13 protein-coding genes are annotated in these 25,478 nt (G+C 68.8%); all 13 read right to left on the bottom strand.

Annotated elements, in window-relative coordinates:
• Positions 1-97 precede the first annotated feature (97 nt).
• The 13 genes from AQJ30_RS38355 to AQJ30_RS06920 all read right to left on the bottom strand — a co-directional run bounded on the left by AQJ30_RS38355 (position 98) and on the right by AQJ30_RS06920 (position 25,470).
• The gene (locus tag AQJ30_RS38355) at positions 98-523 is read right to left on the bottom strand and encodes an RNaseH domain-containing protein (RefSeq protein WP_159052314.1); all 426 of its coding nucleotides are present in this window, start codon (positions 521-523) and stop codon (positions 98-100) included.
• Positions 501-1,232, bottom strand: coding sequence for a DISARM system phospholipase D-like protein DrmC (gene drmC / locus AQJ30_RS06865; protein ID WP_067229933.1), 732 nt, complete (start codon positions 1,230-1,232; stop codon positions 501-503). Before drmC ends, AQJ30_RS38355 begins: the two co-directional genes overlap by 23 nt.
• Positions 1,225-3,258, bottom strand: a complete 2,034-nt coding sequence (drmB, locus tag AQJ30_RS06870; protein ID WP_067229935.1) for a DUF1998 domain-containing protein — start codon at positions 3,256-3,258, stop codon at positions 1,225-1,227. Before drmB ends, drmC begins: the two co-directional genes overlap by 8 nt.
• A complete protein-coding gene (drmA, locus tag AQJ30_RS06875) occupies positions 3,255-7,013 on the bottom strand; it encodes a DISARM system helicase DrmA (protein ID WP_079083885.1) in 3,759 nt (1,252 codons plus the stop codon). Before drmA ends, drmB begins: the two co-directional genes overlap by 4 nt.
• Complete coding sequence (locus AQJ30_RS06880; RefSeq protein ID WP_067229938.1) at positions 7,010-11,053, bottom strand: DNA methyltransferase; 4,044 nt, start codon at positions 11,051-11,053, stop codon at positions 7,010-7,012. The genes drmA and AQJ30_RS06880 overlap by 4 nt, the downstream gene beginning before the upstream one ends.
• Positions 11,050-14,310 carry a DISARM system SNF2-like helicase DrmD gene (gene drmD, locus AQJ30_RS06885; RefSeq protein ID WP_245726832.1) on the bottom strand — a complete coding sequence of 1,087 codons (3,261 nt, stop codon included), beginning with the start codon at positions 14,308-14,310 and terminating at the stop codon, positions 11,050-11,052. Before drmD ends, AQJ30_RS06880 begins: the two co-directional genes overlap by 4 nt.
• 312 nt (positions 14,311-14,622) lie before the next feature.
• The gene (locus AQJ30_RS06890) at positions 14,623-15,684 is read right to left on the bottom strand and encodes a Wadjet anti-phage system protein JetD domain-containing protein (protein WP_245726833.1); all 1,062 of its coding nucleotides are present in this window, start codon (positions 15,682-15,684) and stop codon (positions 14,623-14,625) included.
• On the bottom strand, positions 15,681-20,141 hold the full coding sequence (locus AQJ30_RS06895; protein ID WP_067229944.1) for a coiled-coil domain-containing protein: 4,461 nt from the start codon (positions 20,139-20,141) through the stop codon (positions 15,681-15,683). The genes AQJ30_RS06890 and AQJ30_RS06895 overlap by 4 nt, the downstream gene beginning before the upstream one ends.
• A gap of 21 nt (positions 20,142-20,162) precedes the next feature.
• On the bottom strand, positions 20,163-20,978 hold the full coding sequence (locus tag AQJ30_RS06900) for a hypothetical protein (RefSeq protein ID WP_079083886.1): 816 nt from the start codon (positions 20,976-20,978) through the stop codon (positions 20,163-20,165).
• Positions 20,975-22,525: a hypothetical protein gene (locus AQJ30_RS06905; RefSeq protein WP_159052298.1), complete on the bottom strand. Its 1,551-nt coding sequence runs from the start codon at positions 22,523-22,525 to the stop codon at positions 20,975-20,977. The genes AQJ30_RS06900 and AQJ30_RS06905 overlap by 4 nt, the downstream gene beginning before the upstream one ends.
• Positions 22,515-23,009, bottom strand: coding sequence for a hypothetical protein (locus AQJ30_RS06910; protein WP_067229949.1), 495 nt, complete (start codon positions 23,007-23,009; stop codon positions 22,515-22,517). Before AQJ30_RS06910 ends, AQJ30_RS06905 begins: the two co-directional genes overlap by 11 nt.
• A 62-nt stretch (positions 23,010-23,071) precedes the next feature.
• Positions 23,072-24,199, bottom strand: coding sequence for a DnaB-like helicase N-terminal domain-containing protein (locus tag AQJ30_RS06915; protein ID WP_067229952.1), 1,128 nt, complete (start codon positions 24,197-24,199; stop codon positions 23,072-23,074).
• Complete coding sequence (locus tag AQJ30_RS06920) at positions 24,199-25,470, bottom strand: DNA cytosine methyltransferase (protein WP_067229955.1); 1,272 nt, start codon at positions 25,468-25,470, stop codon at positions 24,199-24,201. Before AQJ30_RS06920 ends, AQJ30_RS06915 begins: the two co-directional genes overlap by 1 nt.
• Positions 25,471-25,478: the final 8 nt, after the last annotated feature.

The raw sequence follows: 25,478 nt of genomic DNA on the forward strand, positions 1-25,478 counted from the left end.
TCGGGACCTCGTCGCGTGATGGACGCGGGGACAGGACGTGGCGGTGGATTACCAATGATGCGCGGGGTCGCCGGTTTGGCTAACCGGCGATCCCTCGCTATGTTGTGCCGCCGCCTCGGCCTCCTGGAGTCAGACGCTCTGAGCGATCGTCGCCACGCCTAGCAAGGTTGCCGCCGAGGCGTATTTCACTACGCTGGCATCCCCACGATTGGGTGCCGGGCTTCCGCCAAGGTGGCTGAACTACTCCTGGCCGGCGGTCGCTTCCGCCTCGTTGTCCTCCTGAGGGGGGGCGGTACTGCGGGTGGTCGAGGTCCATCTGCTGGGCAGCGTGGAGATGGACGGGGTATCGGGTTCGGTCGCTCCATGCCTGGGGACGGTTGCACAGGCGCGCTGGCGGAGGCGAGCCCGTCCTGGGCGACGGTCCCGACGGAGCTCGCCGCCATGCTTCGCGACCCAGGCTGATACGGCGAGCACGTCGGCCGACTGGCGGGAAGCCGACGTCACACGCGTTCGTACAGGGAATCCTCCGCCTCCCTCAGCTCGCGTTCGACGGCTTCGGTGAGGTTCGGGTTGTCGATGAGGACGCCGAACTCGACGTTGTTGTTCTCTGCGCTCCAGGAGAAGTTCGCGCTGGTGACCAGGAGGAGGTGGTGGTCGATGGCGAGGAACTTGGCGTGGTTGCGGACGTAGCCGCCGTCGAATTCCTTGGTGCGCCAGACCTCTGCCGGGGCCAGGTGCTCAGCTACCTCCGAGGTCGTTGGTGACCAGTGTTGTCCGCTGCCGTCGGCGGCCCGGGTGTCCATGTAGACGCGGACGGCAACGCCGTCGCGCTGCGCGGACGTTCGAAGTGACGTCCAGAGCGCCGAGCTGCGCTGGAAGTTGAAGGTCGAGCAGGTGATCGCGTGGCGGGCGCTGTCGACGAAGCGGGTGACCGAGGTGGTGAGCGGTCCGCTCTGGGCGAGGTGTCCGGGCATGGTCCACAGCGGTGACAGCGTGGTCGGAAGTGCCCGTGCCCCCTCGATCGCTCTCAGGACCAGGATCTGTTGGGGTGCCGCTCCGGGACCGCCGCCGACGGCCTCCAACAGGCGGCGGATTTCTGCCCGTTGGCCGACGGCGACGACCTTGAGGGCGGTGGTCAAGGTGTCGCCGTCGGCCAGGCGGTCCGCTATGTCCTTGGCCTCGGTTCCGGTCAGGAGCCGACCGAGCTGGCGTGGCGCGTTCGCGTCACTCATGGGTCTGGAAGAAGCCGAGGTCGCTGCCGGGCAGGTCGAGGAGGAAGCGGCGGTCGAGGAAGCGGTTGGCGCGCTCGCAGGAGGTCTCCGAGGCCATGACGCAGCAGTGGCAGGCGGCGCCGTGGAGGAAGTCCTCGGGATCCTGGGGGGTGCGCTTGGAGCAGATGGGGTCGGAGGAGCAGCGTGTGGCCTTGCGCAGTGCGCTGTTGACGACGCGTTGGAGGCGTGTGGGCTCGCTGAGCTGTACGAGGCCGCCGAGGGTGCCGTCGCTGTCGGAGGCGGTGGTGCAGATGAGAAGGCCGGCCGCGGGGTCGCGGCCTTCGGCGGCGGGCCATGCGTAGAGGCGTTCGCTGAGGCTGGCGGCCGAGTAGCCGCAGGTGAGGGCGAGTTCGCGGATGAGGATGTGGGCGAGGGTGTGGACGAGCCAGTAGCGTGGGGGCTTCAGGCGGCTGTCGGGGTCGATCTGGCCAGCGGTGTCGGAGAAGCGGCGCTCGAAGTTTCTGCGGTGTGCCTCGCGGTGGAGTTTCCAGAGGTCGGTGTCCAGGACGTGCTTCTCCCATGCGGCGACGGCGTTTTCGTCGAGCTGGAGGAAGATGCCTTCGCCGCGGTCCTCGGTGGCCACGGTCCAGCTCGGCCGGGATGTGCGCGTCAGTGGGGCCAGGCGGCGCGGGAGGTCGCCGACGCGGTCCATGTCGTCGATGCGAGTGAAGCCGACCAGGGCATTTACCTTGCGGAGGCGTTCGACCGCGAGTACACGGGTGATCTCGGGGTGGAGGGCGTCGCCCCGTTTGCGGGTAGCGAGGGTGAGTCCGCTCTTGGGGTCTTCGACGCGGGTGCCGACGATGTCACGCAGCAGGTAGCGCCATTCGGGGACGAGGAGGTCGACCGGGTCCCAGTCGCGGAGCTTCTCCTCCTGTTCCTCCGGGGTGTCGGTGGGGGCGGAGGCGGCCTGCAGGACCTGCTCCAGGTCGTGGTCGGACAGGCCGGTGACGTCGACGCCGCCATCCATGCCGAGCAGGTCCCGGATCATACCCAGGTTGTCGCGGTATTTGGCGAGTTTGTCGCCTAGCGCGGTGCGGACCCGGTCGGCCAGGTCGCTGGCCTTCTCCTCCTGAGACTCCGGCATCACGATGATGGACTGGGTGGCCGGGAACCACAGATTGGAGGCGCCGACGAGCATCAGCCGGGTCTCGTTGCGGCAGCCCTTGGGCTCGAAGGCGTCCAAGTGGGGGTGGCGTCCGCGGCACTGCGGGAGTTTCGCCCTGCCAGCCTCGCCCTGGGCCTCGTTCATGGGCCGCCGCATGTCGCAGGACGCGCAGTGGATGACTGCCGAGGCTCCCTTGCCGGCGGTCCGGTCGACCATCTTCAGGGCGGGCAGCTCCGCCTTGCTGCACGGCTGTCCGCGGTGCACCCACAGGTCGTACGGAAACTCGTCCAGGTGCCCGTCGACGCAGGCCAACAGATACCGGGCCGGGATGGCGGTGCGGCGCATCGGCTTACGAGCGCCGGCGCCCGCGCGGCCCGTGCACTTGGCGTGCTCGAACACGGCCAGGTCGGTGCGGAAGGGGTGCGTGTTGCGGTAGTCGAACTGGGTGAGCAGTCCGAGCATGTCGCAGCCCGTGCAGCGCAGCCATTGCGGGAAGACCCGGGAGGGGACTCCGAGGTCGTTGCCTTCGGCGGAGCGGCTGTGCTTCTTCGGTTGCCAGGGGTACGGCCGCAACTGGACATCGGGGGAACGCAGCATCATCCGGACTACGTCACGCAGGCGTGGAGCGTGGATCTGCGGGGGTGCGGAGTCGCGGCGCCGCCAGATGCGATCCCAGTCGTCCAGGCCGGTGGGCATGATCGTGAACTGCGGCAAGTCCATGATCGCGCCGGGGCCGTAGGTGTACAGCAGGGAGGAGGGGCGGGCCGAGCCGACCTTGGCACGGTTGTGCTTGGTGGCCTTCTCCGCCTCCTGCTCCAGGTCGCCCAGCGGGTCGACGGCGTGGGCGACATCGTAGACGAAGCGCGTCTCGTCACTCACGAGTTGTCCTCCGGCATCTTCCACTGAGGGGCATGGTCGGGTGCGCGGTACACCAGTCGCTCCTTGATCGGGCTCACCAGTAGGTTGATCTCCGGCTGCACCTCGCGCATCGAGTTCGCCACGATGAACGGTGCGGCGTCACGTGTGTCGATGCCCGCCTTGGCGTTCTCCGCGCTCATCATCAGCGCGTCGTGTCGACCGTCGTCCAGAACCCTCTCGTACACCAGCGACTTGCGGTCCTCCATGAGGCTCTTGCGGCGCTTGCCCCATTGGTCGAGCCGGTTTTCCAGGCGCAGGCGGGCACGGGTGGCGGCGTCCTCGTCGCCGGCCCGCGTGACGCGACGGACGAGGGCGTCTACGAGTTCGCCCGCGAAGTGCTGCTCGGCTTCAATACGGGCCGCCCCGTCCTCCGGGGACAGCCCTTGGTCGGCCTTGGCGGCCTGCAGGACGCGGGCGGCGCTGACCAGCACGCCGTCCAGGCCGCGCTCTAGGGAGGTCACCGAGAATGGGGTCACCGACAGCGCCTCCACCTGGGCGTAGAACGTCTCGTGGTAGTGGCGGAACTGCTCGAAATGGGCGAGGTCCCTCGGCCGCGCCCAGTTCCCGAGTGCGACCACTAGTCCCGGCCGGTCCGCGGTACGGCCGACGCGGGAGGACGCCTGGATGTACTCCGCGGTGTTCTTCGGCTGCCCGACCACGAGCATCAGGCCGAGGCGGGTCACGTCCACACCCACCTGGAGCATGGAGGTGGCCAGGACCACGTCGTACGGATTGACCTCACGCGTGGGCTCCGGCTTCTTCGCCTCCCGCAGCGCGCGCCGGTTGCGCTTGCCCGCGGTGGAGTCGAAGCCCGGGTCGAACGCTGCCGCCATCTGGTCCAGGGTCGCGGTGATGTCCGCGCTGGCCACGCGCGAGGTCAGCTCGGCGACGTGCAGCGAACCGTAGTCGGTGCCGGTGCGGCGGGGGAGCTTCGACCAGGGGCGGCCCTTGGCGAGCGCGGTCTGGATGTCGTCGCTCATGTATCGGGCCATGCCGGCGAGTTCACGGGTGGCGCTGAAGTAGCCGACCAGGGTCATGTACGGATCGGCCACGCTGCCGGAGCGGTCGAGAAGCAGTTGCCCGCCGGCCAGGAGAACCTCGGCGACCCGGATCTCCGCTGTGGTCAGGCGCACCCCCGTCGTGCTGATCCCGACGTACCGGCGTCCCGGGTGCTTCTCGGAGACCGGGATCTCCTTGGAGAAGTAGGTGTTCCCGGCGTCCAAGACCTGCGGCGGGAAGATGGTGACGTCGCGTCCGTACAGCGCGCGCACCTGCTCGGAAGCGTTACGGGCGGTGGCCGTGGAGGCGACGAGCAGCGGACGCACTGGGCGCCCGTCCTTGGTCCGCCAGTCGGTCATCACGTCAATGGCCACCTCGAACAGGCCCACCGTCGTGCCGAGTGCCCCGGTGATCAGGTGCAACTCGTCTTGAATGACCAGATCCGGGGGCCGCAGCCGCGTGGCCGGGTGAACGGGGGCCGCCGGCCAGCCGTCCTTCTTGGGATGCTTGCTGCCGTCCTTGATGTCGCACTGCTGATAGTCGGGATGCACGAAGCCGTGCCGTTCACAGCGTCGCGAGACGTGCCCGAACAGCGAGGCGGCCTCGCCCTCCCGCGCCAGGCGGGCGAACTTGTCCACAGTGGCGATGACGAATGCCGGCGCGAGCCGGTAGATCTCCTCGTCCACCGTGAGCACCGGCAGCCCGTCCGGCACATCACCGCCGTCGGCGAACGGGCAGTCGGCCAGCTCGTCCCCGCAGTACACGTACACTCGGCGCAGCGCGGGCTCCGTGCGCACATCGCGCGCCTCGACCCGCGTCCCGCACCACGGGCAGCGCTGGATCTGTAGCACCGTCAGCCGATAGCCACGACCCCCATGGGCTTTCTGCAACTGCTCGGCGGCTTCGTCGTACCGCTTCGGGCTTACATCGGTACCGACCCACAGCCCGATCCGGAACGGCTCCTCCCCCCACGTCCCCACATCGTCGCGCCGCGCCAGCTCCGCCGCGCACACCAGGGCGGTGGCGCGCTGGAACTGCTGGGCGGTGAGCAGGCGCAGCGTGTACCGCATGAGGACGGCGACCCCGGACCGCCCGTCCAGCGGACCGTCGAAGGCATCCACGACGCCCTGGCGGCGCCGGATCGCGAACGTGTAGGCGGCCAGACCCAGATACGCCTCCGTCTTGCCACCACCGGTCGGGAAGAACAGCAGTTGCGCCTTGGCCAGATCCCCCGACCGCTTCTCGGCCGCCGGGTCGGACAGCAACGGCAACTGCATGAGCACGAAGGCGAGCTGGAAGGTACGCCACGAATGCGCCAGCGCCCCCTTCTCCGCGAGGATCGCCTCGCGAGCCTCATCAATGCTCTCCTCCGGTCGGCTCGCCCGCCGCTCCGCGACCTGGGACTGCACACGCTGATCAGCCATCACCCGGTTCATGAACCGGAAGCAGCGCAACGCCTCCTCGTCCCCGAGGAGATGCTTCAGACCCTCCTCAAGCTGGCGTTGCACCCTGCGCGCCTCGGTGACCGCGTCCAGACCCTCGGACCGCAGATGCTCCGGAAGAGCTTTGGCCCGCTGCTCCTCGCCGTCCAGCCAGGCGGTGTAACCCGCGACGATCGGCTCAAGGCCCGTACGCAGCTCGTCGGTCGACGCCCCCTGGAGCTTGCGCATGTCCAGCAGGGCCGCGCCAATCTCCTCGGCGGCCGTCTGCGGCGTCTCGCTCACCGGCAGCCACGTCGTCCAGACCTCGCTGGCTCGGCGTGCTCCCTCGGCCACCTGCCAGTCCACCGAGCAGGTCCGGCCATGGGCGAACTCCAGACGGTTGCGGTACTGAAGCCGAAGCCGCCGCAGCTCATCGTCCGGCTCCTCACGCGTGTCCAGGAGTACGTCATTGACCGGCAGGAACACTTCAGCTCCACCAGCCGACACCGACAGCTTGGTCTGGTACAGCCACGCCTCGACCGGGATCTTGCGAGGCGTCTCCCGGTCATTGCACAACGCCACCTCGATCAGCCGGCAGCCACGCTCGGAGTCGTCATAACGATCCACCCGAAGCAGGACCTTGTCCTTGAGTACGATCTCGGTCGTGCGAGACGGCTTCAGGTCGGCAACCTTGATCGCCTTCGCTATGGCGTGCGGAGTGCGCTGGAAGCGACGGAGAGCCGGAGCGGGTGCCGCGCCGTCGCCCCCGCCGCCTTCGGTGCCCTCCCCGCGCTTCTCCTTCACCGGCTCGTACGTGCCCCACGAGGCGGTCACCGTGAACTCGTCCAGATCATCAGGGATCTGGAAGCGCAGCCCCATCGACGCCGGGATCATCAGCCCACGCTTCTGTGGCTGGTCCTCGACCTCGTCCTCATCCGAACTAGCGCTACTGTCGTCGACGGCGGTGAGCGGCACGCCCCGGCTCTCGGCAGCGTCCACGGCGTCGCCTACATCAGTTGCAGCGTCGTCCGATCCAGCCTCGCCGGGGTCGTCGTCGCCAGCGGTGAGCCGCACGGGAGCGATCCGGCCGATCAGGTACGCCGAGTCAGGGACCCCCTCGAGGATCTCGTCCGGGCCGTTGGCCGGGCCGAGGAGCTCACGCTCCAGGATGTCGACCAGGTTCTCGCGTGCCGTCCAGGAACGGTCGTCGGGGTCGAGAGCGAGCCGGTAGGCCAGGGTTTGGGGAGTGCCGCCTGCCGCTGCAGGTTGGGCGCCGTCACGCCGGGGGGTGGTCACTCGTCGCCCTCCTCTTCCTCGGTTGCCTCATTGTCGTCGGTGGGACTGACATCACCCTGCGAGGCAGCGCGACGATGGTTTTCCTCGAGGAGGCGGTCGAGGATCTCCACCCGGGCAGTGGGGCTCACCGTCCAGCGCTCCATCTGGCGGTAGGTGTAGAAGCCGTGCCCCAGAGAGACGTCATCCCAGCCGTAGGCAGCCATAACAGCTCGGTCGACCTCGGCATGGATTTCGCGGAGGCGGGCCACGTCGGGGTCAGCGGAGTCGGAGATAGCGCGGTCGTTCACCAAGTTGTAGAGCTTCGTAAGATTGAGAGCGCGACGGAGCATGATCTCGCGGCGCACGTCGTTGAGGGTGCGGCCTACCTCATCGAGTGCACCTTGCACTCGGGGGCGAGGGAAAGTCAGGAAGACATCTGACGGTGAATAGTTGACGTCTGATCGCATTGTTGCGCCGTATTTAATCGCCCACAGTTGGTGAATGCTCGACGAAAGCACCGCTTGGTCGACATATGAATCAGTAGCGAAGACGGCCATCTTATGGCTTATTACCTGTTTCGCGGACACGCGCATTGGCATAACAGTACTGCTCACCAGCACAATCGTGAGCATCTCGTCGAGGTCGCGGATCGCCTCCCGCATCGCAGGGGCATTTCGCGTAAACCGCCACCAGATTTCCCGACGCTGCCGATTCCTATTTCGCGCTCGTTCAGGTTTTACGCGTTCCAGGATTCGCTGGTACGGAAGCTCGTAGGTCTGCGCCTCTTGCTCCGAACGGTCGTTGAAGTCGATGACCCAACGGCTGGCCTCAAGCGTTGGACTACCGTTGATGTCCTTCTTTCCATCGGGGTAGGGGAAGACAACCTCCTTGTTTCTGGGGTCTGCCTCGATCAAGGCCGCAGCCTCATCGGGCTCCAGTACAAACCCTGCGCCCAGCACGTTGCAGCCCTGGAAAGCAAGACCAGTGTTCTCTGTCAGTCGCTTCGGATCGCCGCCCACTCGACCGCCCGGTTCCAGCAGAGTAGAAATACGCTCGACCTCGATATCGCCCTCAATTTCAGCGATGATCCGGGGAACCTCTGGGTTGATGCCAGCTCGACTGCCCCACACCGCCGCGTACTCCAGGTTGGCGCTAGCCGCAGGCCACGACCGGCTCTGGATCGCGCGGGTGATCGTGAAGCCCTTCGAGAAGAGCTGGTCGAGGCCGACCTGCCGGGTGTCTCCCTGGGCGACTGTGTTCGTTGCAATGAGGCCAAGTCCACCATGCTTCGTCAGCAGCCCATGAGCACGGAGGAAGAAGTACGCCACCAAATCCGCACTCCCCTTCCTCCCTCCAGCAAGTGTATTAACGAACCAGTCACGGACGTTGGTCCCCATCAAGCCGGTGAGCTTCTGTCCGCCCAAAAACGGCGGATTTCCGATAACGGCGTGGAACCCACCCCGCTCCATCACATCCGGCACCGCCAGAATCCAGTGCAGCGGCTTCCATCGCTCGTAGTCCGTCGTCACCGTTGGTGTGAGCCCGGCCTCCTGGATGCCGTCAAGCATCGCCCGGTCCGCGTCCCCGCCATCTGCCGGGTACGCCTTCTCCACCGCAATCCGAAGATCCTCGTACGCTGCCCTCAACACCTTCCCAGGCTTTCCACCCCACCGCAGTCCGGCCGCCGTCACTCCGTCCGCGACGTCAGCAAGCTGCGCCGTCAGTTCCTGGTACCGGCGCCACTGCCGCCGCTTCGTAGCGGCCGAGCGCTGCGGGTCGCTGTCGTCCACCTCGGTGGCGAGCTGGCGACGCAGACGGCTGGCCTGGTCCAGGATGTCGTCCACGTCCAGGGCGAAGATGCTGAGCTGGTTGCCGGCCGCGGCGGGGTCGATGTGGAGGCGGCGTAGCTGGTCGGCGTTGGTCAGGCCGAGCAGGGCGTTGCCGTGGAGCACCTTGTCGTCGACAAACGAGAACGGAAGCTTCGGGTCCAGCGACACTAGCCACAGCGACAGCTTGCACATCTCCACGGCCATGCCATTGATGTCGGCGCCGTACAGGCAGGTGGCGACGACGGTCCTTATAGCGTGGACGTGCAGGTCGTGCGGTGTCCTTCCACGTGCTTCGCCTTGGCGCTGCCATGCCTCGACGAGCCGGTCGGCGAGGTAGCGGGCGGCTGCGACGAGGAAGGCGCCGGAGCCGCAGGCGATGTCGGCGATGCGCAGGTCGAGGATCTGGTCGGAGTCAATGGGCCGCCAGCCGTCCTGGTCGGCGGTCTGGTGTGGTCCGGGCGAGTAGACGAGAGGTTCCAGCGCGTACCGGACGACTTCCTCGGCCAGCGAGCGGGGCGTGTAGTGCGCGCCGGCGGAGGCGCGCGAGGGGGTTTCCACCAGCAGGACGCCGCTGGGCTCGACCACCAGCGGTCGGTTGCGCAGGTCTCGGCGGATGATTCCGATGTACGGGCGCAGTCGGTCGCGCAGTTCGGGATCGTCGGTGACGTCGCGCAGGGCGATCTCGGTGTCGTCGAGGGTGTCGGCCGTCTTCAGTGCTTTGGTGAGGGCGGCTTTGCTGGACGGCTTCGCGGCCGGCTGGTGCTGCTTTATCCAGGACAGGATCGCGTCGGCCAGCGCGGTCTCGCTGCGCTTGGCCTGGCTGAGTTCTTCGAGGGCGGCGAGGGGGATCTCGGGTTCGGATCCCGCGCTGCCGGTGAGTCCGACGATGATCTCTTCGACGGGTTCGCAGGAGTAGCCGAGCAGACCCTCGTAGATGTAGCCGATCTGTTCGACGTCGATGTCGCTGAAGGAGATCCGTCGTGCTCCGCCGGGCAGCTGGGCGATCTGGACGGCGCGCAGGACTTCGAGCATGACGCGGTCGCTGACCGTGATGGCCAGGGTGTCCTGGGAGTCGCAAGCGGTGAGGAAGGGGAAGCGGGCTGGATCGAAGAGGGAGCCACCGTACTCAGGCAGGCGCAGGTCCTCGAAGCTCGCGCCCCGGTACAGGGCCTGGGAGGTGGCCAGGAGCCGGTGCCAGGTCAGGAACGTGGCGTCGAGGGCCTGTTCGCCCTCCTCCTTCTCGCGGGCGTCGAGGAGATCAAGTTCGTCGCTGATGCCGTATCCCATCGCGAAGAGGCGGCTCTGGGGCAGCAGTCCGCGTTCTTCGGCGAAGAGGAGGAAGACGACGCGCATCATGACGGTGACGGCGGCCTCGTAGACCTCGCCCCTTGCCGCCGGCAGCGGGTCAGGCTCGCCGCGTCGCTGTGCGTCCAGGGCGCCTTCGGACAGGGCTTGGACGATGAGTTCGACGGCGCGGCGGACCTGGGTGCCGAGTGCTTCGGTGATCTTCTCGGCGGCGGTGACGGACTCGCCGAAGAGTTCCGTCAGTCGGTCCTGTTGTTTGCCGCCTACCAGGCGGCGGCGCTGGAGGAGTTCGATGAAGGCGTTGCGGGTCTGGGGCTCTTCGATCCAGGTCTGTGCGTCGACGATGCCGGAGGCGACCATGGTCTGGGGGCGGGCGCTGACGATCGCCCACCAGCGGCCGTCAGTAACGACGCCGATGGGGACGCCGGAGGCGCGCAGCAGCTCTTCCATGCGATCGATGGGGCTGGCCGACCAGCCGTCGGTGAGCGGGTCGCGCAGGGAGTCCGTGGGGTCGGTGATCAGGACGAGGGCGCCGGTGGTGTCGCCGTAGACGAAGGCTCCGTCGGCGCGCACGGTGACGGTGTAGTCGGGTGAGCGGACCTCGGCGGCGGCTGGGGCGGGCACGGTGTAGGAGGCGCCCCAGCGCAGGCCCTGGCGCAGGACGAGGTCGACCCAGGTGTCGCGGGCCTCGCGGTACAGGGCGAGAGCGGCTTCGTCGCCCGGGCGCTCGTCCCAGTTCTCCCATGCCTTCTCGAAGGCGGGCTTGGCGTCCTTGATGGCGTCGAGCGCCCGGGAGTCGGGCTGGGGGATGCCCTGAGGGTAGACGCGTTCTAGGGCGGGAACGGCGAGGAAGGGGCCGTCGGCGTCGACGAGTTCGAGCCAGGCGCGGTGCAGGGCGGCGGCGGTCGGGGGGTAGCGGCGGCTCATGCCTTGACCATTCCGTTCTTCGCGTCTTCGGGGCTGAGGGCGAACACGACCGCGGCGGCGGATACGTAGGGCTTGATATCGCTGTAGCGTTCCAGGATCGAGGCGATCTCGCGTGCCTCCTCGTCGTCCAGGCTGTCGAGACGCTCGTTCATGTGGTGCAGGTCCCGGCGTCGCTGCTTCTGCTGGTCGTCGGTGAACAGCAGCTCTTCCTCGGCGCGGATCTCCTGCTCCAGGCGGTCACGGGACTCGCGCAGGTTGAGCCGGAAGGCGCCGAAGATCTCGTGGGCGCGCTTGATGTCGGCTTCCCGGCGCTGGGTGAGTGCCTCGGTGACCTTCTCCTGTCGGCTGGCGCTCTTGCGTTCCATTGCGGTCAGCAGGCGTGTGCGCAGCCGGGAGCCGTCGTCGTTCCACTGCTCGGCGAGGTGTGCACGTACTTTCTCATCGGCGAGGAGCAGATCGGCAGCGTCGAGGGTCTTGTCGAGGACCTGTTCGACCTTGGACTCGGCAAGGGCCTGACCGCGCAGCCGGACGCCCGTCAGGAACACCTCCTCGTGCAGACGCAACCCGCCGCGTCCGACCAGGACGAGCCGGGAGACGGCGGCGACACATGACTCAGGAAGGCCGGGGGCGATGACGGCGGTGACCCGGTGCACCGGGGAGTCCGTGCTGAACAACGCGGAGCGTAGGGTGCGGGTGGCGCGCTGCATGAGGGCGTGCCCAAGGTGGATGTGGACCAGGTCCGTGCGGTGTTGCGCAGCCTCGTCGTCGAAGGTGATGGGGCGCGGGACGCCAGGCTCGAGGCGGGTGTCCAGGCCACGCAGGGCGGGCTGCCAGGGGCGGCTGAGGTTCGGGATCTCGAAGACCTGTGCTTCGGTACGGTCGTCGCCGATCTCGATGAGCGGGGGCTGCGAGGTCAGCGTGAGCGCCGTGTCCACCACCCGGCGGGCGTTTGCGGGCGTGAGATGCATGGCGGCCTTGCTCTCGTGGTACGTCTCCGAGAGCTTGGTGAGCTGGCGGTTCAGCTCCATTCCGCCGGCCAGCACGCGGGTAATCACCTCGTTGCCGTCGTCCGGCGCTGTTAGCCGGGCCTTGCGCACCGTCCGGGTGGGGGCGAAGTGTTCCTGCACCTCGGCATCGATGACCTGGTTGACCTTGCCGAGGTCCTTGGTGGCCTGCCCGACCTTGGTCGCGATGATCCCCATGAACTTCATGTCCGCGTCGTACGTCGTGGAGCTGGAGACCGGCACGAAGTGGAAAATCTCCGGGTGTTTGGTCTGCCCGTACCGGTCGATGCGGCCGATGCGCTGCTCCAGGCGGGACGGGTTGAAGGGGATGTCGAAGTTGACCAGGCGGTGGCAGTGGGTCTGCAGGTCGATGCCCTCGCCGGCGGAGTCGGTGGCGAGCAGGATGCGGACCGGGTGCTTGTCCGGGCTCTCGGTGAACCGGGCGCGGATCTTCTCCCGCTCCTCGGTCGGGGTCGAGCCCTGGATGACCTCCAGTACGTGGTTGTAGCCGCGCTGCCGCAGGACGCGCTCGATCCATTCGAGGGTGGCCGCGTACTCCGTGAAAACCACGACACGTTCATTGGTCCAGTGGATGCCGTCCGGCCGGCAGACTGCGGCGAGGAAGTTCAGGAGTTCTTCCAGCCGGGAGTCCGGCTTGTGCTCATAGCGGCGCCCCCACTCGATGAGCGAGGCGATCTCGCTGCTGGTGGCCGCGACCAGGGGGTCCGAGCCCTTGGAGTGGCGCAGCGCGGTGAACTCGGGGTGTTCGGCCGCGCCCTCCTCCTCGTCGGACTGGCCGCTGCCCAGCACCTCTGTGTAGTACTGGTCTTCGTCGTCCATCCGAAGCTGCCGGTCGCCGCCGTCCGCGCCCTCGTACAGCTCAAGGGTGCGGGCAAAGGACCACGGGCTGGACAGGAACCGCTTCTTCAGCAGCATCGCGACGATGTCGCCGCCCGAGCCCTTACCGTTCGCCCGGGCACTGTCGGCCAGCAGCCGCTCCAACTTTGCGAACTGCTGCTGCTCCTCCTCGGACGGCGTGAAGGGAAGGGGCTTCACCTGCCGGGTCTTGAATCCCTTGTCCGGCAGATCGGTCTTCAGCCACCGCACCATCACCTCCTTCAGCGCCTGTTCGTCGATGCTCGCGCCGCGGGTGAACCGGCGACCGTCGATCATCTCCAGGAGGGCGGTGAAGGACTCCGAATAGCCGTTGTGCGGCGTCGCGCTAAGGAACAGTCTGTGCTCGCACGCCTCGGCGAGCCGCATCGTCGCCGTCGTCCGCTTGCTGTCGACCGCGTATCCGCGCTGCCCCGGCGCCGTCGTCGGGCTGGCCGGCGCCACATGGTGCGCTTCGTCGACCACCAGCACGTCGAACGCGTACCGCTTGGCCGTGCCCGCGCTGCGCACATCGGCCAGCACGTCGCGCAGCAGGCGCTGTGCCCGCAGTGACGGCAGCCACGCCATGCTCACGATCACGCGCGGAAAGAGCCGGAACGGGTTGGCGTTCAGCCCGTGGCTCCGCCGCACTTTCGCCATCAGCTCGCTGTTGACGATGACGAAGTCGAGGCCGAACTTCTCCCGCATCTCGTCCTGCCACTTCAGCGACAGGCTCGGCGGACACACGATCACCACGGATCGTGCACGGTGCCTCAGCAGCAGCTCCTGCACGACAAGCCCGGCCTCGATGGTCTTGCCCAGGCCGACGTCGTCGGCGAGCAGCAGGTTCGTACGCGAAGACTGAAGGGCCCGGCTCAGCGGCACCAGCTGGTACGCCTCCACGTTCGCGCCGCTGCGGAAGGGGGCCTGGTAGGAGTTCGCGTCCGCCGAGGTGACCGCACCCCAGCGGACGGCGTCCACGAACGCGGCGAGGGTGTTCGGGTCATCGAACGCTTCCGCCCGCACAGTCTCCGGAAGGCCCTGGTTCGGGGCGAGGGTGTGCCCGACCTCCAGCTCCCAGACCACCGTCAGCTCTTGCCCGAGCCTGTCCTCGTCCAGCGACTGCAGGCTGACCACATGGGTAAGTCCCGGCATGCCCTCGTCTGCGGGGCTACGAGGAAGGCCCTGCTTCTGGATATCGGACACGGCCCAGGTGGAGCCCCGCACCTTGACGACCTGTCCCGGCTCCGGGACCGGCGGAACGGCCGCCGTATTCGGGGTGCTGCTCGCCGATCCCTGCGGATACTCCGTCGCCGTCGCCACCTGGGCAGACTCCTTCACCAATGCCGTCACTTCCGGAGCGTAACCACCCAGGCACATGGGGATAGCATCAGGCCGCAGGGGGTCACAGAAACACCAGTATCTCCGACCTGGCAACGGCCCGCTGCAAGTCCTCGGGACTCGCGGACACCGTGGTCAGCGGATTACGGAAGGGTCGTCTTGGCGAGGGCTCGTCAGTGCGGGCTTCCGCCCGCACCTCCGCGCGATCTCGACCAAGACACACTCGGGCTGGGTCCCCCTGCTGGAATAGATGCCTCCCTGCCCTCGATCGTCACTTTCTATCCCTCACCCGTGGGGCGGGACCTCCGGTGGTGTACGCCGCCGGGGTCGGCGGCGGCCGTCAACGGGATGTCAAGTGCGCCAACTGGAGTCGACGGAGAGCTGGTTGCGGTTGGTCGCTTCCTGCGCGAGGCGCTGGCCGGCAGTGAGTAGATCGTGGGCCTGTGTGGACAGGGGCGGCGGCAGCCAGGCAGTGAGCGTCTCGGCATGGTCGTCGGCAACGAGAGCGGAGGGCGTGGGGGTGTGGCCGAGGAGGAGTCGGTAGAGGTCAGTTGCCGGTGCGATCGGGGGCAGGCCGTGCTGGAGGGCGGTGAGGGACGCGCGAGCAGGGATGGCCAGGCCGTCGGCGTCGAGGTCGCCGTAGTAGAGAATGCGGTGGATGCCGGAGAGTTCTGTGAGGCGGCTGACGGAGGCTTCGAAGGAACGTCCGGCTCCGAAGGCGACGAACCGGGTGCGGCCGGGCTGCTTGGAGAGCAGGTCGTGGAGTGTGGCGTAGGTGTCGCTGTTCTCCACCACTAGAAGGGTGTCGCCGTCGCCGACTTGGTGGTGGGCGAGCGGGGGCGGCTGGCGGTAGGTGGCCAGCTGATCGAGGGTGAGGCGCCCGGGGGCGAACAGCGCGCCGGAGATGAGGGCGTCGAGACGTTTCTCGTCGCGGAAGATCTCGTAGGACCGCTCGCGCAGCGGGATTGGCGTATGCCGTTCGGGGGCGTTGCTGCTGTCCCGGAACCAGCGGTTGCATGCCAGGAGGTCCTCGGTCTGTGCGGCGGTGAGACGGGCGGTGTAGGCCCAGTCGAGTTCCGGGCGCCACGAGACGGGTTCACGCGGTGCACGCGGCGTCGCCTGGGTGGTGGCGGGCAGGCGTACTTGTTCGGGCAGGCGTGGTCGGCCGGCGTCCCAGTGGGCTCTGCTGGTGGGCAGGTTGAGGAGGCGGTGGTCGGCGAGTTCGTGCAGGAGTGTGGCGAGCGCGGTGCGCGCGTGCTCGCCACTGGCCAGGCCGGGCAGGGCTGCGGTGAATGCTTCGACGAGGGTGGCGCGGGACACGGTGGCCTTCTCGGCCCGGGCCTGCAGCGCGGCGCTGAGGCTGGCCGCCGCGGGTGACAGTGGCGGGAGCGGAGGGGGAGAACCGGCGGTCATTGAGCGGGGGTCTCCTTCGTGTACAGGCGTGCGGAGTGGAGGTAGCCGGACGGGACGGCGGCGCTGTCGTCGGGGACGATGCGAGGGGAGGGGACGAGGGCGTGGCGGATGCGCTCGTCGAGGCGGATCAGGGAGAGGCCGGCGCGGGCTTCGGCGTCGTTGCGCAGCGGGATGCACATCGGGAAGCGGGCGGTGACCTCCTCGTCGCTCAGGCCGGTGGTGTAGATGAGCTGGATGCCGAGGGCGGCGGCCATCTCGAACTGGAGGTCGACGAGGTAGGTGGCGTTGGCGCGGCCGATGGGGTTGTCCAGGAGCAGGAGCCCGCCGTTGCGGGTGCGGCTGCGGGGGCCGGGCGAGGTGCGCAGTGCGGCCAGGGCGCAGTAGAGGAGGATGGCGCCGGTGAGTTCCTGACCGCCGGAGAAGGTGGTGCCCATCTTCTCCACGGGCACGCGGGTGATCCGCTGGGCGGCGTTGGGCTTCATGACCTCGGCGGTGAATCCGCGCGGTACGGCCTCCTTGAGGCAGCGCAGGACGACGTCGATGCCTTTGAGTTTGCGGGTGCGGGGGTTTTGGGCGAGGGCGTCGACGGTTTCGCGCATCGAGGCGGCGAGGGTCTGCTGGTCGGGTTTCTTGTAGCGGATGGTGAGGAATTTCTGTCCGGCCCACGGGGCGTCGCCGTCTGGGAAGGCGGAGAAGCGGCTGGCCTGGTCGAGGCGGTGCAGGAGATCGGTGACGTGGGCGCCGAGCTGGGAGGCGAGGGCGTCGCGGGTCTTGGCCATGGCATCCAGGTCGCTGGTCAGTGCGGCGATGCGGGAGCCGAGCGCCTGGGTCCAGTTCTCGGCCAGGGCGGGGATCTTCGCGCCGCCCAAGGCGGAGATCTGCGTGCGCAGCGGGATGTCGAGTCCTTCGAAGCGGACGTCGGCGGCTTCCTCTTTGAGGCGGCTGACGCCGGTTTCCAGAGCGCGGTCGGCGTCGCGGGCAGCCTGGTGGCAGGTGCGGTATTCCTCGGCGGCCTGCCGGGCCTCTGTCTCGGCAGCCTCGGCGGTGCCCGGATAGGGCTCTGCGGCGGCGGGAAGGTCGAGACCGTGAGCGGCGCTTTCCAGGCGCGGCAGGACGGACCGGAACGCCGCAAGGTCGCGGCTGCTGTTGGCCTGGCTGCGGCGGGCGCCGTTGTAGCGTTCGGACGCGGCGCGCTCCGTGGTACGGGCTTCCTCCAGCTCCTGTCCCGCGCGGGCACTCAGGGCGGTGGCATCCTCCAGGGTGGCCGGCGTCCAGGCGGCGGCCTCCTCGCCGGTCAGCGGTGCTGCCGCGGCGGCGGACTTAAGGTGGTCGGTGCGGATCTTCAGCTCGCTCTCCTTGTCACGCAGTGCGTTGAGCCGTTCGTCGAGGTCGGTGAGCTGTCCGGCCACGTCGCGCAGGATGGCGTGGCGTTGGACCTCGTCGGTGGCCCGCGGGTCCGCGCTGAACTTCTGGGCGAGCGCCTGAATCGGCCCGGGCACCTGGTTCCATTCCCTCTGGCACGTCAGAAGGTGTTCTTCGGCGCGGGCGGCGCGCTGCTGCTGGTCTTCCCCGACCTGGACGGCGCGCAGCTCGTCCAGGGCCTGTTCGTAGCGGTGCTTGAGCACGGGGAGAGGCTCGTGCGGTGTGTCGGGTTCGATAGCCGCGTCGCCGCCGGGCGGGGCGGGGACGGCCCGACGGCTCTCGGCATGGCTGTCGGCCTCCTGCCGGGCGGCTTCGATGGCCTGGGCGCGGCGCAGCAGCTCCGCTTCGGCCCGCTTGCACGCGGCACGCAGATCGTCGGCTTCGGTCCGCCACTCCTGGCACTGCGCGGTCAGGGCGGAGATGCGGTCGCGGGCCTGGCCGGCCTCGGTCTCGGCGTCGGCCAGTTGCCGGAGGACGTGCAGGGCGCGCTGGGCTTGACCGGCCCGGTCGACGAGGTCCTCGTACGCCTGCTCCGCCTCGTGTAGGGCGGCGTCGTGACCCTCGGCCGCGTTGCGGGCCTCCTGGGCGGCGGTCTCGGACGCGGCGGCGGTGGTTTGCAGGTCGTTCAGCTGGGCGAGGCGGTCGGGGACGGGCATCTGCGCGCAGGCTTCTAGCCAGTTGGCGAGGTGGCGCTCCAGCTCTCGGGCCTCCGCCAGGCGCGCATTGAGGTCTTGCAGTTGGCGGGTGGCGGCCGTGATGCGCGCGGTGACCTCGCCTCGTTCGCGTTCGGCGGCGTCTTCGTCGTGCAGGGTGGGAGAGGGCTCGATTACGAAGCGGTCGTCGTCGCAGGAGCCCGGGCGCAGCAGGCGCTCGCCGGTGCCCACGGTGACGGCGGTGGCCGGGAGGGGGCGGGTTTGTTCCATGTGGCGGCGAGCGGCGTCCAGGCCGTCGGCGCCACCCACGATGATCCCGCCGACCAGGTCGGGGTGCGCGCGGATGACCTGGGGGTGGGCGTCGGCGGGCACGTTGTCGTGCATCCACCGCCAGCCGGGCCAGGCCGAGATGCCGTGCGTGACAAGGTCCTCACACAGGCGCCGCACGGCAGCGCTGGCCGGGTGCAGGCCCCCGCTCGTATCGAGCACGTCGAGCAGGTCCTGGTCCTCGCGCAGGCCGAGGCGGGTCCCGGTGAGCGTGGTCTCCAGGTTCGCGATGCGGCGTCCGGCGGTCTCCCCCAGCACGGTGGCATGTTCATGGAGCCATTCCAACGCGTCGGAGGCGCGCAGCTCGTCGGGCGTGGCTTCGAGGAGGTCGGCGCACAGCGGCAGGGACTGGATCGCTGTGGCCTGCTTGCGCAGCCGGTCGGTCTGGGCGAGCGCCGCATCAGCCGCGGCACGGTCGGACAGCGCCTGCCGCTGCGTGTCGGCCAGGTGCCGGTGCGCATGGTCCCGCCCGGTGCGGGCAGTCTGACGTGCTTGTTTGGCCTCGTCCATGAGCTGGTCGAGGTGGCGGGTGTGCGCCTCGGCGCGGGCCGCGGCGTCCCCGGCTAGTTCGTCCGGCTCGACGAGCCGGTCATGGCGCGCCCGACCCAGCGTGGTGGTGAAGGAGTCGATCTGCTCGCGGAGCGTGCGGAGATCGGCCTGGGCCGCGCCGGTGTCTTCAAGGAGCTGTTCGCGGCGGTGCTGCCACTGCTCGATGTCGGTCTCGGTCTGCTGGTTGGCCTCGGCCAGTCGGCGGACCTTGTCCTGGGCGGCGGCCTCGGCGCTGGCGTACCCAGTACGGAGGTCGGCTGCTGCCTGGTGGACGGCCCGGAGGTAGGGCGCGGCGGTGCGCTCTGCCTGGCTGAGGGCTTCCTGGGCGCGGGTGTGATCGTCCACAGCATGCGCATGGCGTAGCGCCACTGGGACCGTCTCCCAGCCCGACTTTTCGGCTTCGGTCTCCTTCTTGGCCTGCTCGGCGCCGCGCTGCTTTGCCCGGACGGTGGCCAGTTCGAGGGCGCTGGCGTGATGGCGTACGTGGTGCACGCGCTGCTCGGCCCGCTCGGCTGCCCGCTTTGCCTCCTCGTGCGCTCGGTAGGTGTCCGTGATGGCGTCGGCGTGGACCGTGAGTACGTCGGACAGTTGCTGCTCGCGCAGCTGGACAGTGGCGGTCAGGTGCACGAGCCGTTGCTGCGCGCTCTCGGCGGCGTGGGCGGTCTTCTGCCGGGTCTGGTGAAGGATGGCGACCTCGCCACAGGCTCGCTGCATGGTCAGGGCGAACTGTCGTTCTTTGTCCCATGCGGCGCGCTGGTCGTGGGCATGGGCGTAGGAGTGGAAGGCGGTGCCCAGCTCGGCGTACTGGTCGTCGTCGGTGGCCTTGCGCAGCAGCCAGTCCACAAAGGCGTCGGATGTGGTGGTGGTGAATGCCGCCGCCGCGTCGCTCTCCTTGGCGTTCATCCGGCGCTGCACGTCGAACAGATCGGGCTGCAGGCCCAGGGTGCGCTGGTGTTTCTCCCATCGTTCCTGGCCGTCCTCGATGCGCAGTTCCAGGGCGTCGACGCGGCGCTGTACGTCCCGCAACTCGGTGCAATAGTCCTCGAACGGCAGCCAGTGCCCGTCGCGGTGGAAGGGCAGACGGTCGGCGTCCAGGGCGGCGGCCGGGTGGAAGCTGTAAAAGCGGCGGTGCAGTTTCCCCTCGCGGTCCGGCGCCAGGATCTGGGCGGTGATCAGCAGGCGTCCGGTCCTCGCGTCGGCCCATTCGAGAACCACGTGGGAGGGCTGTGCCAGGGACACCGTGAAGTTGCGCAGCGTCTCCACATCCTGGTGGCGGTGCGGGATGGTGGTGCAGGTGATGCCGGTCAGCAGTACGCCCTTGCCGCCGCCGTTTTGCAGCATGATCAGGTTGGCCGGGGCCGGGCGGTGGGTGACATGGCCGGCGGCCGGGATCAGCGAGGCGGTTTCCACCTCCGGGCCGGCGCCGGAGAAGTCCAGGGTGACGTCTTCGTACCGTGCGTCGACGGGGCCGAAATTGCGCAGCAGAATCCGGTTGAGTTCATACATGGCAGGCGTCCTTACGGCAGGTCAGTGGGGCAGCGGCGAACCCGGCAGGGTGTCATCGGTACTCAGAGCGCTGTCTGCCGCCGACTCGGAGGTGGTGGCCTGGTCGCGGGAGGGCAGGGCGGCCACGCCCAGGGCCGCCAGTTCCCGCAGCATGTCGCCAGCGGCCTGGTCGCGGATCTGCAGCCGGTACTTGACGCTGGTGGCGTAGGTGCCGGCGTCCTCGTCGCTCACCTTGCGCACGAAGCCGTGCTCGGCCAGGTGGGTCAGGGCGCGGCGCACCAGGGAATAGGTCACCGTCCTGGGGGTCTTGTCCGCCCGAGTGGTGCCGGTGGCATTGCGCCGCAGATAGGCCCGCCATAGTCCCTCCAGGCCGGGCTGGTCGGCCGGGGGATCGGTGTCGGCGTCGGTTTGCGCAAGCCGGTGCTCGATGGCCCGGGCCAGGGAGCGGACCTCCTCGTCCACCTGCTTGACCGAGACTCGGGTGACGTACTCGTCGTCGTCGAGGTCCTCGGGCCGGGGGAAGGCCAGGGCGGCGATGGCGAGCTGGGCCAGCAGATACAGCGGCCGGTCGGCGGTCTGCGGGACCAGGTCGGCCACCGAGACGGCGAAGTCGGTCTCCGGGGTGGTCCCCAGAACCAGGCCCGGCATGCGGTGGACCTCCAGCACCGTCAGGTCGAAGCCCTGGGTGATCTTCCGTACGATCTGGGCGAAGTCCGGTTCGGTCTCGAAGCGCCGGACCAGCCGCGCGTACTCCCCGGAGCGGGCCGGTGCCTTGCCACGGGCCAGGGCCAGGGCAACCATCCGGGCGGCGTCCGCAATGTCCTCGTGATGGCTCACGCGCTCTCCTGGTCACGGTCGGGGATGGGAGTCACCGACGACAGCCGGTTGTCGTCGGCGGTGGGGGCATCGGATGATCTGGGTGGGACCGAGGGCTGCGATTGGGTGCGGATCAGCAGGAAGTCGCTGCCGCCGAAGCGTTCGTCCACCAGCTCGGTGCCGTCGTCGACAGCCACAACGGCAGGCTCGCCGACGGCCAGTTGACGCACCGGCACCTGCCGAAAGAGCTGCTGCACGCGCATCGCAAGGAGTGCGTCCGTGCCGGATTCAGGACCTATGCCGGGGCCGGGCAAGCGGGTGGAGCCCAGCAGTGCGGACAGCCGCACTCCCTGGTCGGTGGCCGTGTCCAGCAGGACGTCCACCGCCTCGTGTTGCGCGTTGCTGAACACGGCCGTGTGCTCGCCGTCGCCTGGGTCGTCGTCGTGTGCGACCGGTACCAGGTCCCCCGCGGCCAATTCGCTGACGCGGGCCAGGGCCTCGAAATAGTCCGGCAGATACATCACGCGGGGCTGCTGCGGGCCCAGGACGGCCCTGGTGAACGCCTCCAAGGGCCCCAGGCAGGCATCCAGGGAAAATTCCATCACCGGCTGCAGGAGCTGCTCGTGCATGTGCACCCGGGCGTGCAGCGTCGGCGCCACGAACACCTGGCGGTCCTGTTGGCGCCGGTACTCCGGGCCGACCTTCAACAGCATGTCGATAAGCACCGAATGCCGTTGCATGCATTCGACGATCAGCGTCCCCAGCCCCTCCAACTGCCGACGCTTGTGCGCGTCGTCAGTGACCTCCAGCAGCTGGTCGACTCGCTCCTTGAGCTGCTGCTCAGTCGCGGAACGGCTGCGGACGTGCTCCAGGGCATCGTCGACGGTCTCCTTGACCTCCGTATCCCAGTCCACCGCCCGCACGTTCCGCTTCATCGCCTCGATACGCCCATGGATGTCCTTGGCGTAACGGATGCTCTGCAGACGGGCCGTGTGCGCGATCTGCCACGCCTCGCCGATACGGGCACGCTTCAGGAGCGCCTCCAACTTGGCCTCGGCAGCGATCTGTTCGGAAGCGATGTCCACGTCGATCGCATGCACCAGCACGGTGATCGCCGCATCCGTGGCAATCAGCGCCGCCTGCCCCACATGGTCAGGTACCTCCTTGAGGATCTGGAACGACGTCATACGGGTCTGGAACCCCTCGTCCGTCACGCTGCCGATCGCGTGACGGAACGCCCGGTCGCGCTCCTCGGTGTTGATCAGCCGTTCGGTCACCCAGCGCGCGACGGCCCGGTACTCCTCAGCCGGGCGTCCCGGCAGCTGCAGCGCGGCGAACTCGGACACATGGTCCACCACCGTCTCCTGGCGGACCGCCGTGCGCATGTCCGTGCGTAGCGTGACGACATCGATCGCAGCCAGCGCCAGCTCAGCCAGGCGGTAGCCCTCCCACCCCCGCTCGGCCTTGGCCTTGCTGCTGTCGAGCGCCAGTAGCGGGCGGACCACCGCCAGCGCCTTCATGCGTGAGGTAATGCTCTCGTAGACCGCCCGTGGTTCCTCAAAGATCACCCCGAAGGCTCCAATCGCCCTTTTTCCACTTGGAGTTCACGCTAAAACGCGGCACTGACATTCGCGCTGGGACCGAACCAGAACGGCCGACAGTGAGAGGGGAGAGGCGCGCACCTCCCGTGCGAAAGGAGCCATGCATCTTCACGGATCTTCCCCGCCCGGACCGGTTGATCACCTGGCGGCCTCGGGGGGAACGCACGCGGTGGATGCGATCTGGGATCGGCATGCGGGACAGGCTGGGGGTGATCTCGGTGGTGATGCCTTCGGCGTTGAGGGCTTGGGTGGCCTGGTCGGCCCAGTAGGGCTCTTCGTGGTCGATCCGGGCCAGGGCCATGGTGTGTTCGTCGAACTGCTCGAAGCCGCGCGCGGCGAGCATGGCTTGGGCGGTTCGGTGGTGGGTGCCCGTGAGGGAGGCGGTCACGGCGCTGGGGTGGGCGGGGTGGGTGTCGAGGCGGACGTGGGCCTTGAGGGGGCTCTGGTGCATGGGGTGGGCTCGATTCGAATCCGGGGCCCCTGTCGTGGGTTGGCCGGGCCCGGAGGGTGAGGTCATCGGTGGGTGCGCGCGGCGGACAGGGCTGGCCGGTGTGGTGGGCCGGTCCGGGGAAGCGGCGCGGATCGTGCGGGTGCACTTGTGGTGGACGCGGGGGTGGGTGAGGTGGCGCGGTTCCAGCGGGTACGCAAGGCGTTGAGGTCGGCCAGGGCGCGGCGGCTGCCGGTGATGAGCTGGTGGGGGGTGTTAGCGGGGTCGTCGGTGTAGGCGGTGATCCGGTCGGCGACCGTGTGGGCGCGGGCGAGCAGGGCGCGCTGGAGGATCTTCTCGCCCCAGTACTCGGGGGAGCCGGCGGGCGTGGAGACCAGTGCCATCAGGTCGCGGGGGGTGAGGGAGTCGGTGAGGAGTCCGCGGTGCTGGGCTTCGCCGAGGACGGTGATCGGGTCGACCATGTCGCCGCGGTGGACCAGCGCCGTGACGGACTGCCAGAGCGCGGCGTGCAGCGGAAGGATGAAGTCCTCCGCGGCCAGCCACCGCATCTGCTGCACATTCGCCGGGTAGGCGGTGGCGGTGGCCAGGAGGAGACGTTCTTCGTCCAGTTCCTCTTCGCCAGCCTGCCGTGGGACATCCCCGCTGTGTGTGGTGCGGGGAAGGGAGCCGGGGTGTGGGGCGAACTGCCCGGCGAGGTCGTCCAGGACGCGGCCGAGGGCGTCGGCCTGCATGAGGGTGGCGGCTGCCGGGTCGGGCCCGGCTGGGTCGGTGGCGGTATGGGCGAGGCGTTCGGCGTGCAGGCGCAGGGTTCGGCGGGCGTGGTCGGCGCGGATCATCCGGGTGTAGGCCGCGGCGTGCTTGGGCTGTGGGCAGAACTGGATGACGGCGTGGAGGTAGGAGGCGTTCAGGCCGGGGGCGTGAGGGCGGGCGCGCTCCAGGACTTGGTTGAGCCAGGCGGTGTCCTTGGCGTGGTCGTCGGGGTCGGGCGGTGGAAGAGTGCGGATCGCGGTGAACAGGTTGGCGTGGGCGTGGTTGTCGAAGTGGTCGGCGGCCAGGGTGCCGGTGTCGGCCAGACGTGCCGGTTCGAGGAGGAGGGCGCCGAGCAGGGCCTGTTCGGCGTAGTGGACCGGCTTCGGCGCCGGGACGCGGTCGACGTCGTCTTCCTCGTCGGGATCGGGGGTGGTGTAGGGCATCAGGCTGCGAGGGTGAAGTCGTCGGGGTTGAAGGGCTTGTCGAGGAGTGGAGCGAGCAGGTGCGCGGCCATCTGCGGGGGGACGGCGTTGCCGATCTGGGAGAACTGCTGGCCCTTGTTGCCCTGCCACGGGTAGTCGGCGGGAAAGGTCTGCAGGAGGCCGGCCTCCCGGGCAGTGATCCGGATCGGCTCCGGCACCGCCGGCGCGTCCGTGTCGTTGGCCAGAGCCGACACTGGTTCGGCAACCCAGGTGCACTCGTTCGCTCGGTGTCCGAAGAACAGCGTGCCTGCCGGCTCGGACAGCGGGCGGACGGTGGCGTTGGCCTGGTTGTTGCTGCGTAGGGACCAAGACCATCGGTGTGCTTCGGCGGTGAAGGTCGGCGCAGGGGCGCTGGCGGCGCGGTTTTCACGGGTGCCGTGCTTGGCAGCCCAACCGGCTCCTTCGCGGCGGGACTGCAGGACCACTCCGTCCGGCTGGGGCACCCAGGTGCCGCGCTCCCGGGCGTCGGACAGCGTCTTTCGCGAGCCGGAAGGGAACGGTTCGGGTCCGCCGCCGGGCCCTCCGCCAGCGCAGACGGTCGGGACGGGTCGGTCGGTCGCGCCCCATCCCAGGGCCTCGGCCATGCTGACCCAACGGGCACGGCCCGGACCGAACAGGGATTCCGGCTCCTCGACCTGGGAGTGCGTCGGCGTGGGAGGCTGTGCCGTACGGACCCGGGAGGCGAGCAGGATCGCCCGCCTTCTCGTCTGCGGGACGCCGAAGTCGGCGGCGTTGAGGATCCCGCACCAGACCGAGAAGCCCCATCCGCGCAGGACGGCCGCGTATTGCTTCCACAACGGCAGGACGTCCGGAACCTCCTCCATAGCGACCCACTCAGGCTCGCCGACCGTGTTCAGGGCCTGGAGGTAGCGCATCGGCTCAGCCGCCAGCAGAGACCGCTCGTCACGGCACGCGGCGAGGAGGCGTTCGCGGGTGTCCCGCCCGGCGGCCAAGTCCTCGACCGCCGCGTGCACCAGCGGCTGGTCCACCAGACCGAGGCGTTTGCCAGCCATACTCCACGCCTGGCACGGAGGGGAAGCGATCAGCCCACTCGTGCGGCCGATAAAGGGCCCCGTCGGATACATCGCCACGTCGGCCCGGATCGTCAACTGGCCAGCGGCCGCGCGGGTCTTGCAGGCCCACTCGTCCCACTCCAGGCCGACATCGCGCACTCCGAGGACACCCAGTGCTCGGCTCCAGCCGCCCGGCCCCGCGAAGAGGTCGAGTATCACGTGGCCAG

The sequence above is a fragment of the Streptomyces longwoodensis genome (assembly GCF_001514125.1).
Classification (GTDB): domain Bacteria; phylum Actinomycetota; class Actinomycetes; order Streptomycetales; family Streptomycetaceae; genus Streptomyces; species Streptomyces longwoodensis.

Coding starts and splice junctions, on each gene's coding strand:
- drmC (WP_067229933.1), bottom strand. CDS start 1,232: ATGAGTGACGCGAACGCGCCACGCCAGCTCGGTCGGCTCCTGACCGGA.
- AQJ30_RS06880 (WP_067229938.1), bottom strand. CDS start 11,053: ATGAGCCGCCGCTACCCCCCGACCGCCGCCGCCCTGCACCGCGCCTGG.
- drmD (WP_245726832.1), bottom strand. CDS start 14,310: ATGTGCCTGGGTGGTTACGCTCCGGAAGTGACGGCATTGGTGAAGGAG.
- AQJ30_RS06890 (WP_245726833.1), bottom strand. CDS start 15,684: ATGACCGCCGGTTCTCCCCCTCCGCTCCCGCCACTGTCACCCGCGGCG.
- AQJ30_RS06895 (WP_067229944.1), bottom strand. CDS start 20,141: ATGTATGAACTCAACCGGATTCTGCTGCGCAATTTCGGCCCCGTCGAC.
- AQJ30_RS06910 (WP_067229949.1), bottom strand. CDS start 23,009: ATGCACCAGAGCCCCCTCAAGGCCCACGTCCGCCTCGACACCCACCCC.
- AQJ30_RS06915 (WP_067229952.1), bottom strand. CDS start 24,199: ATGCCCTACACCACCCCCGATCCCGACGAGGAAGACGACGTCGACCGC.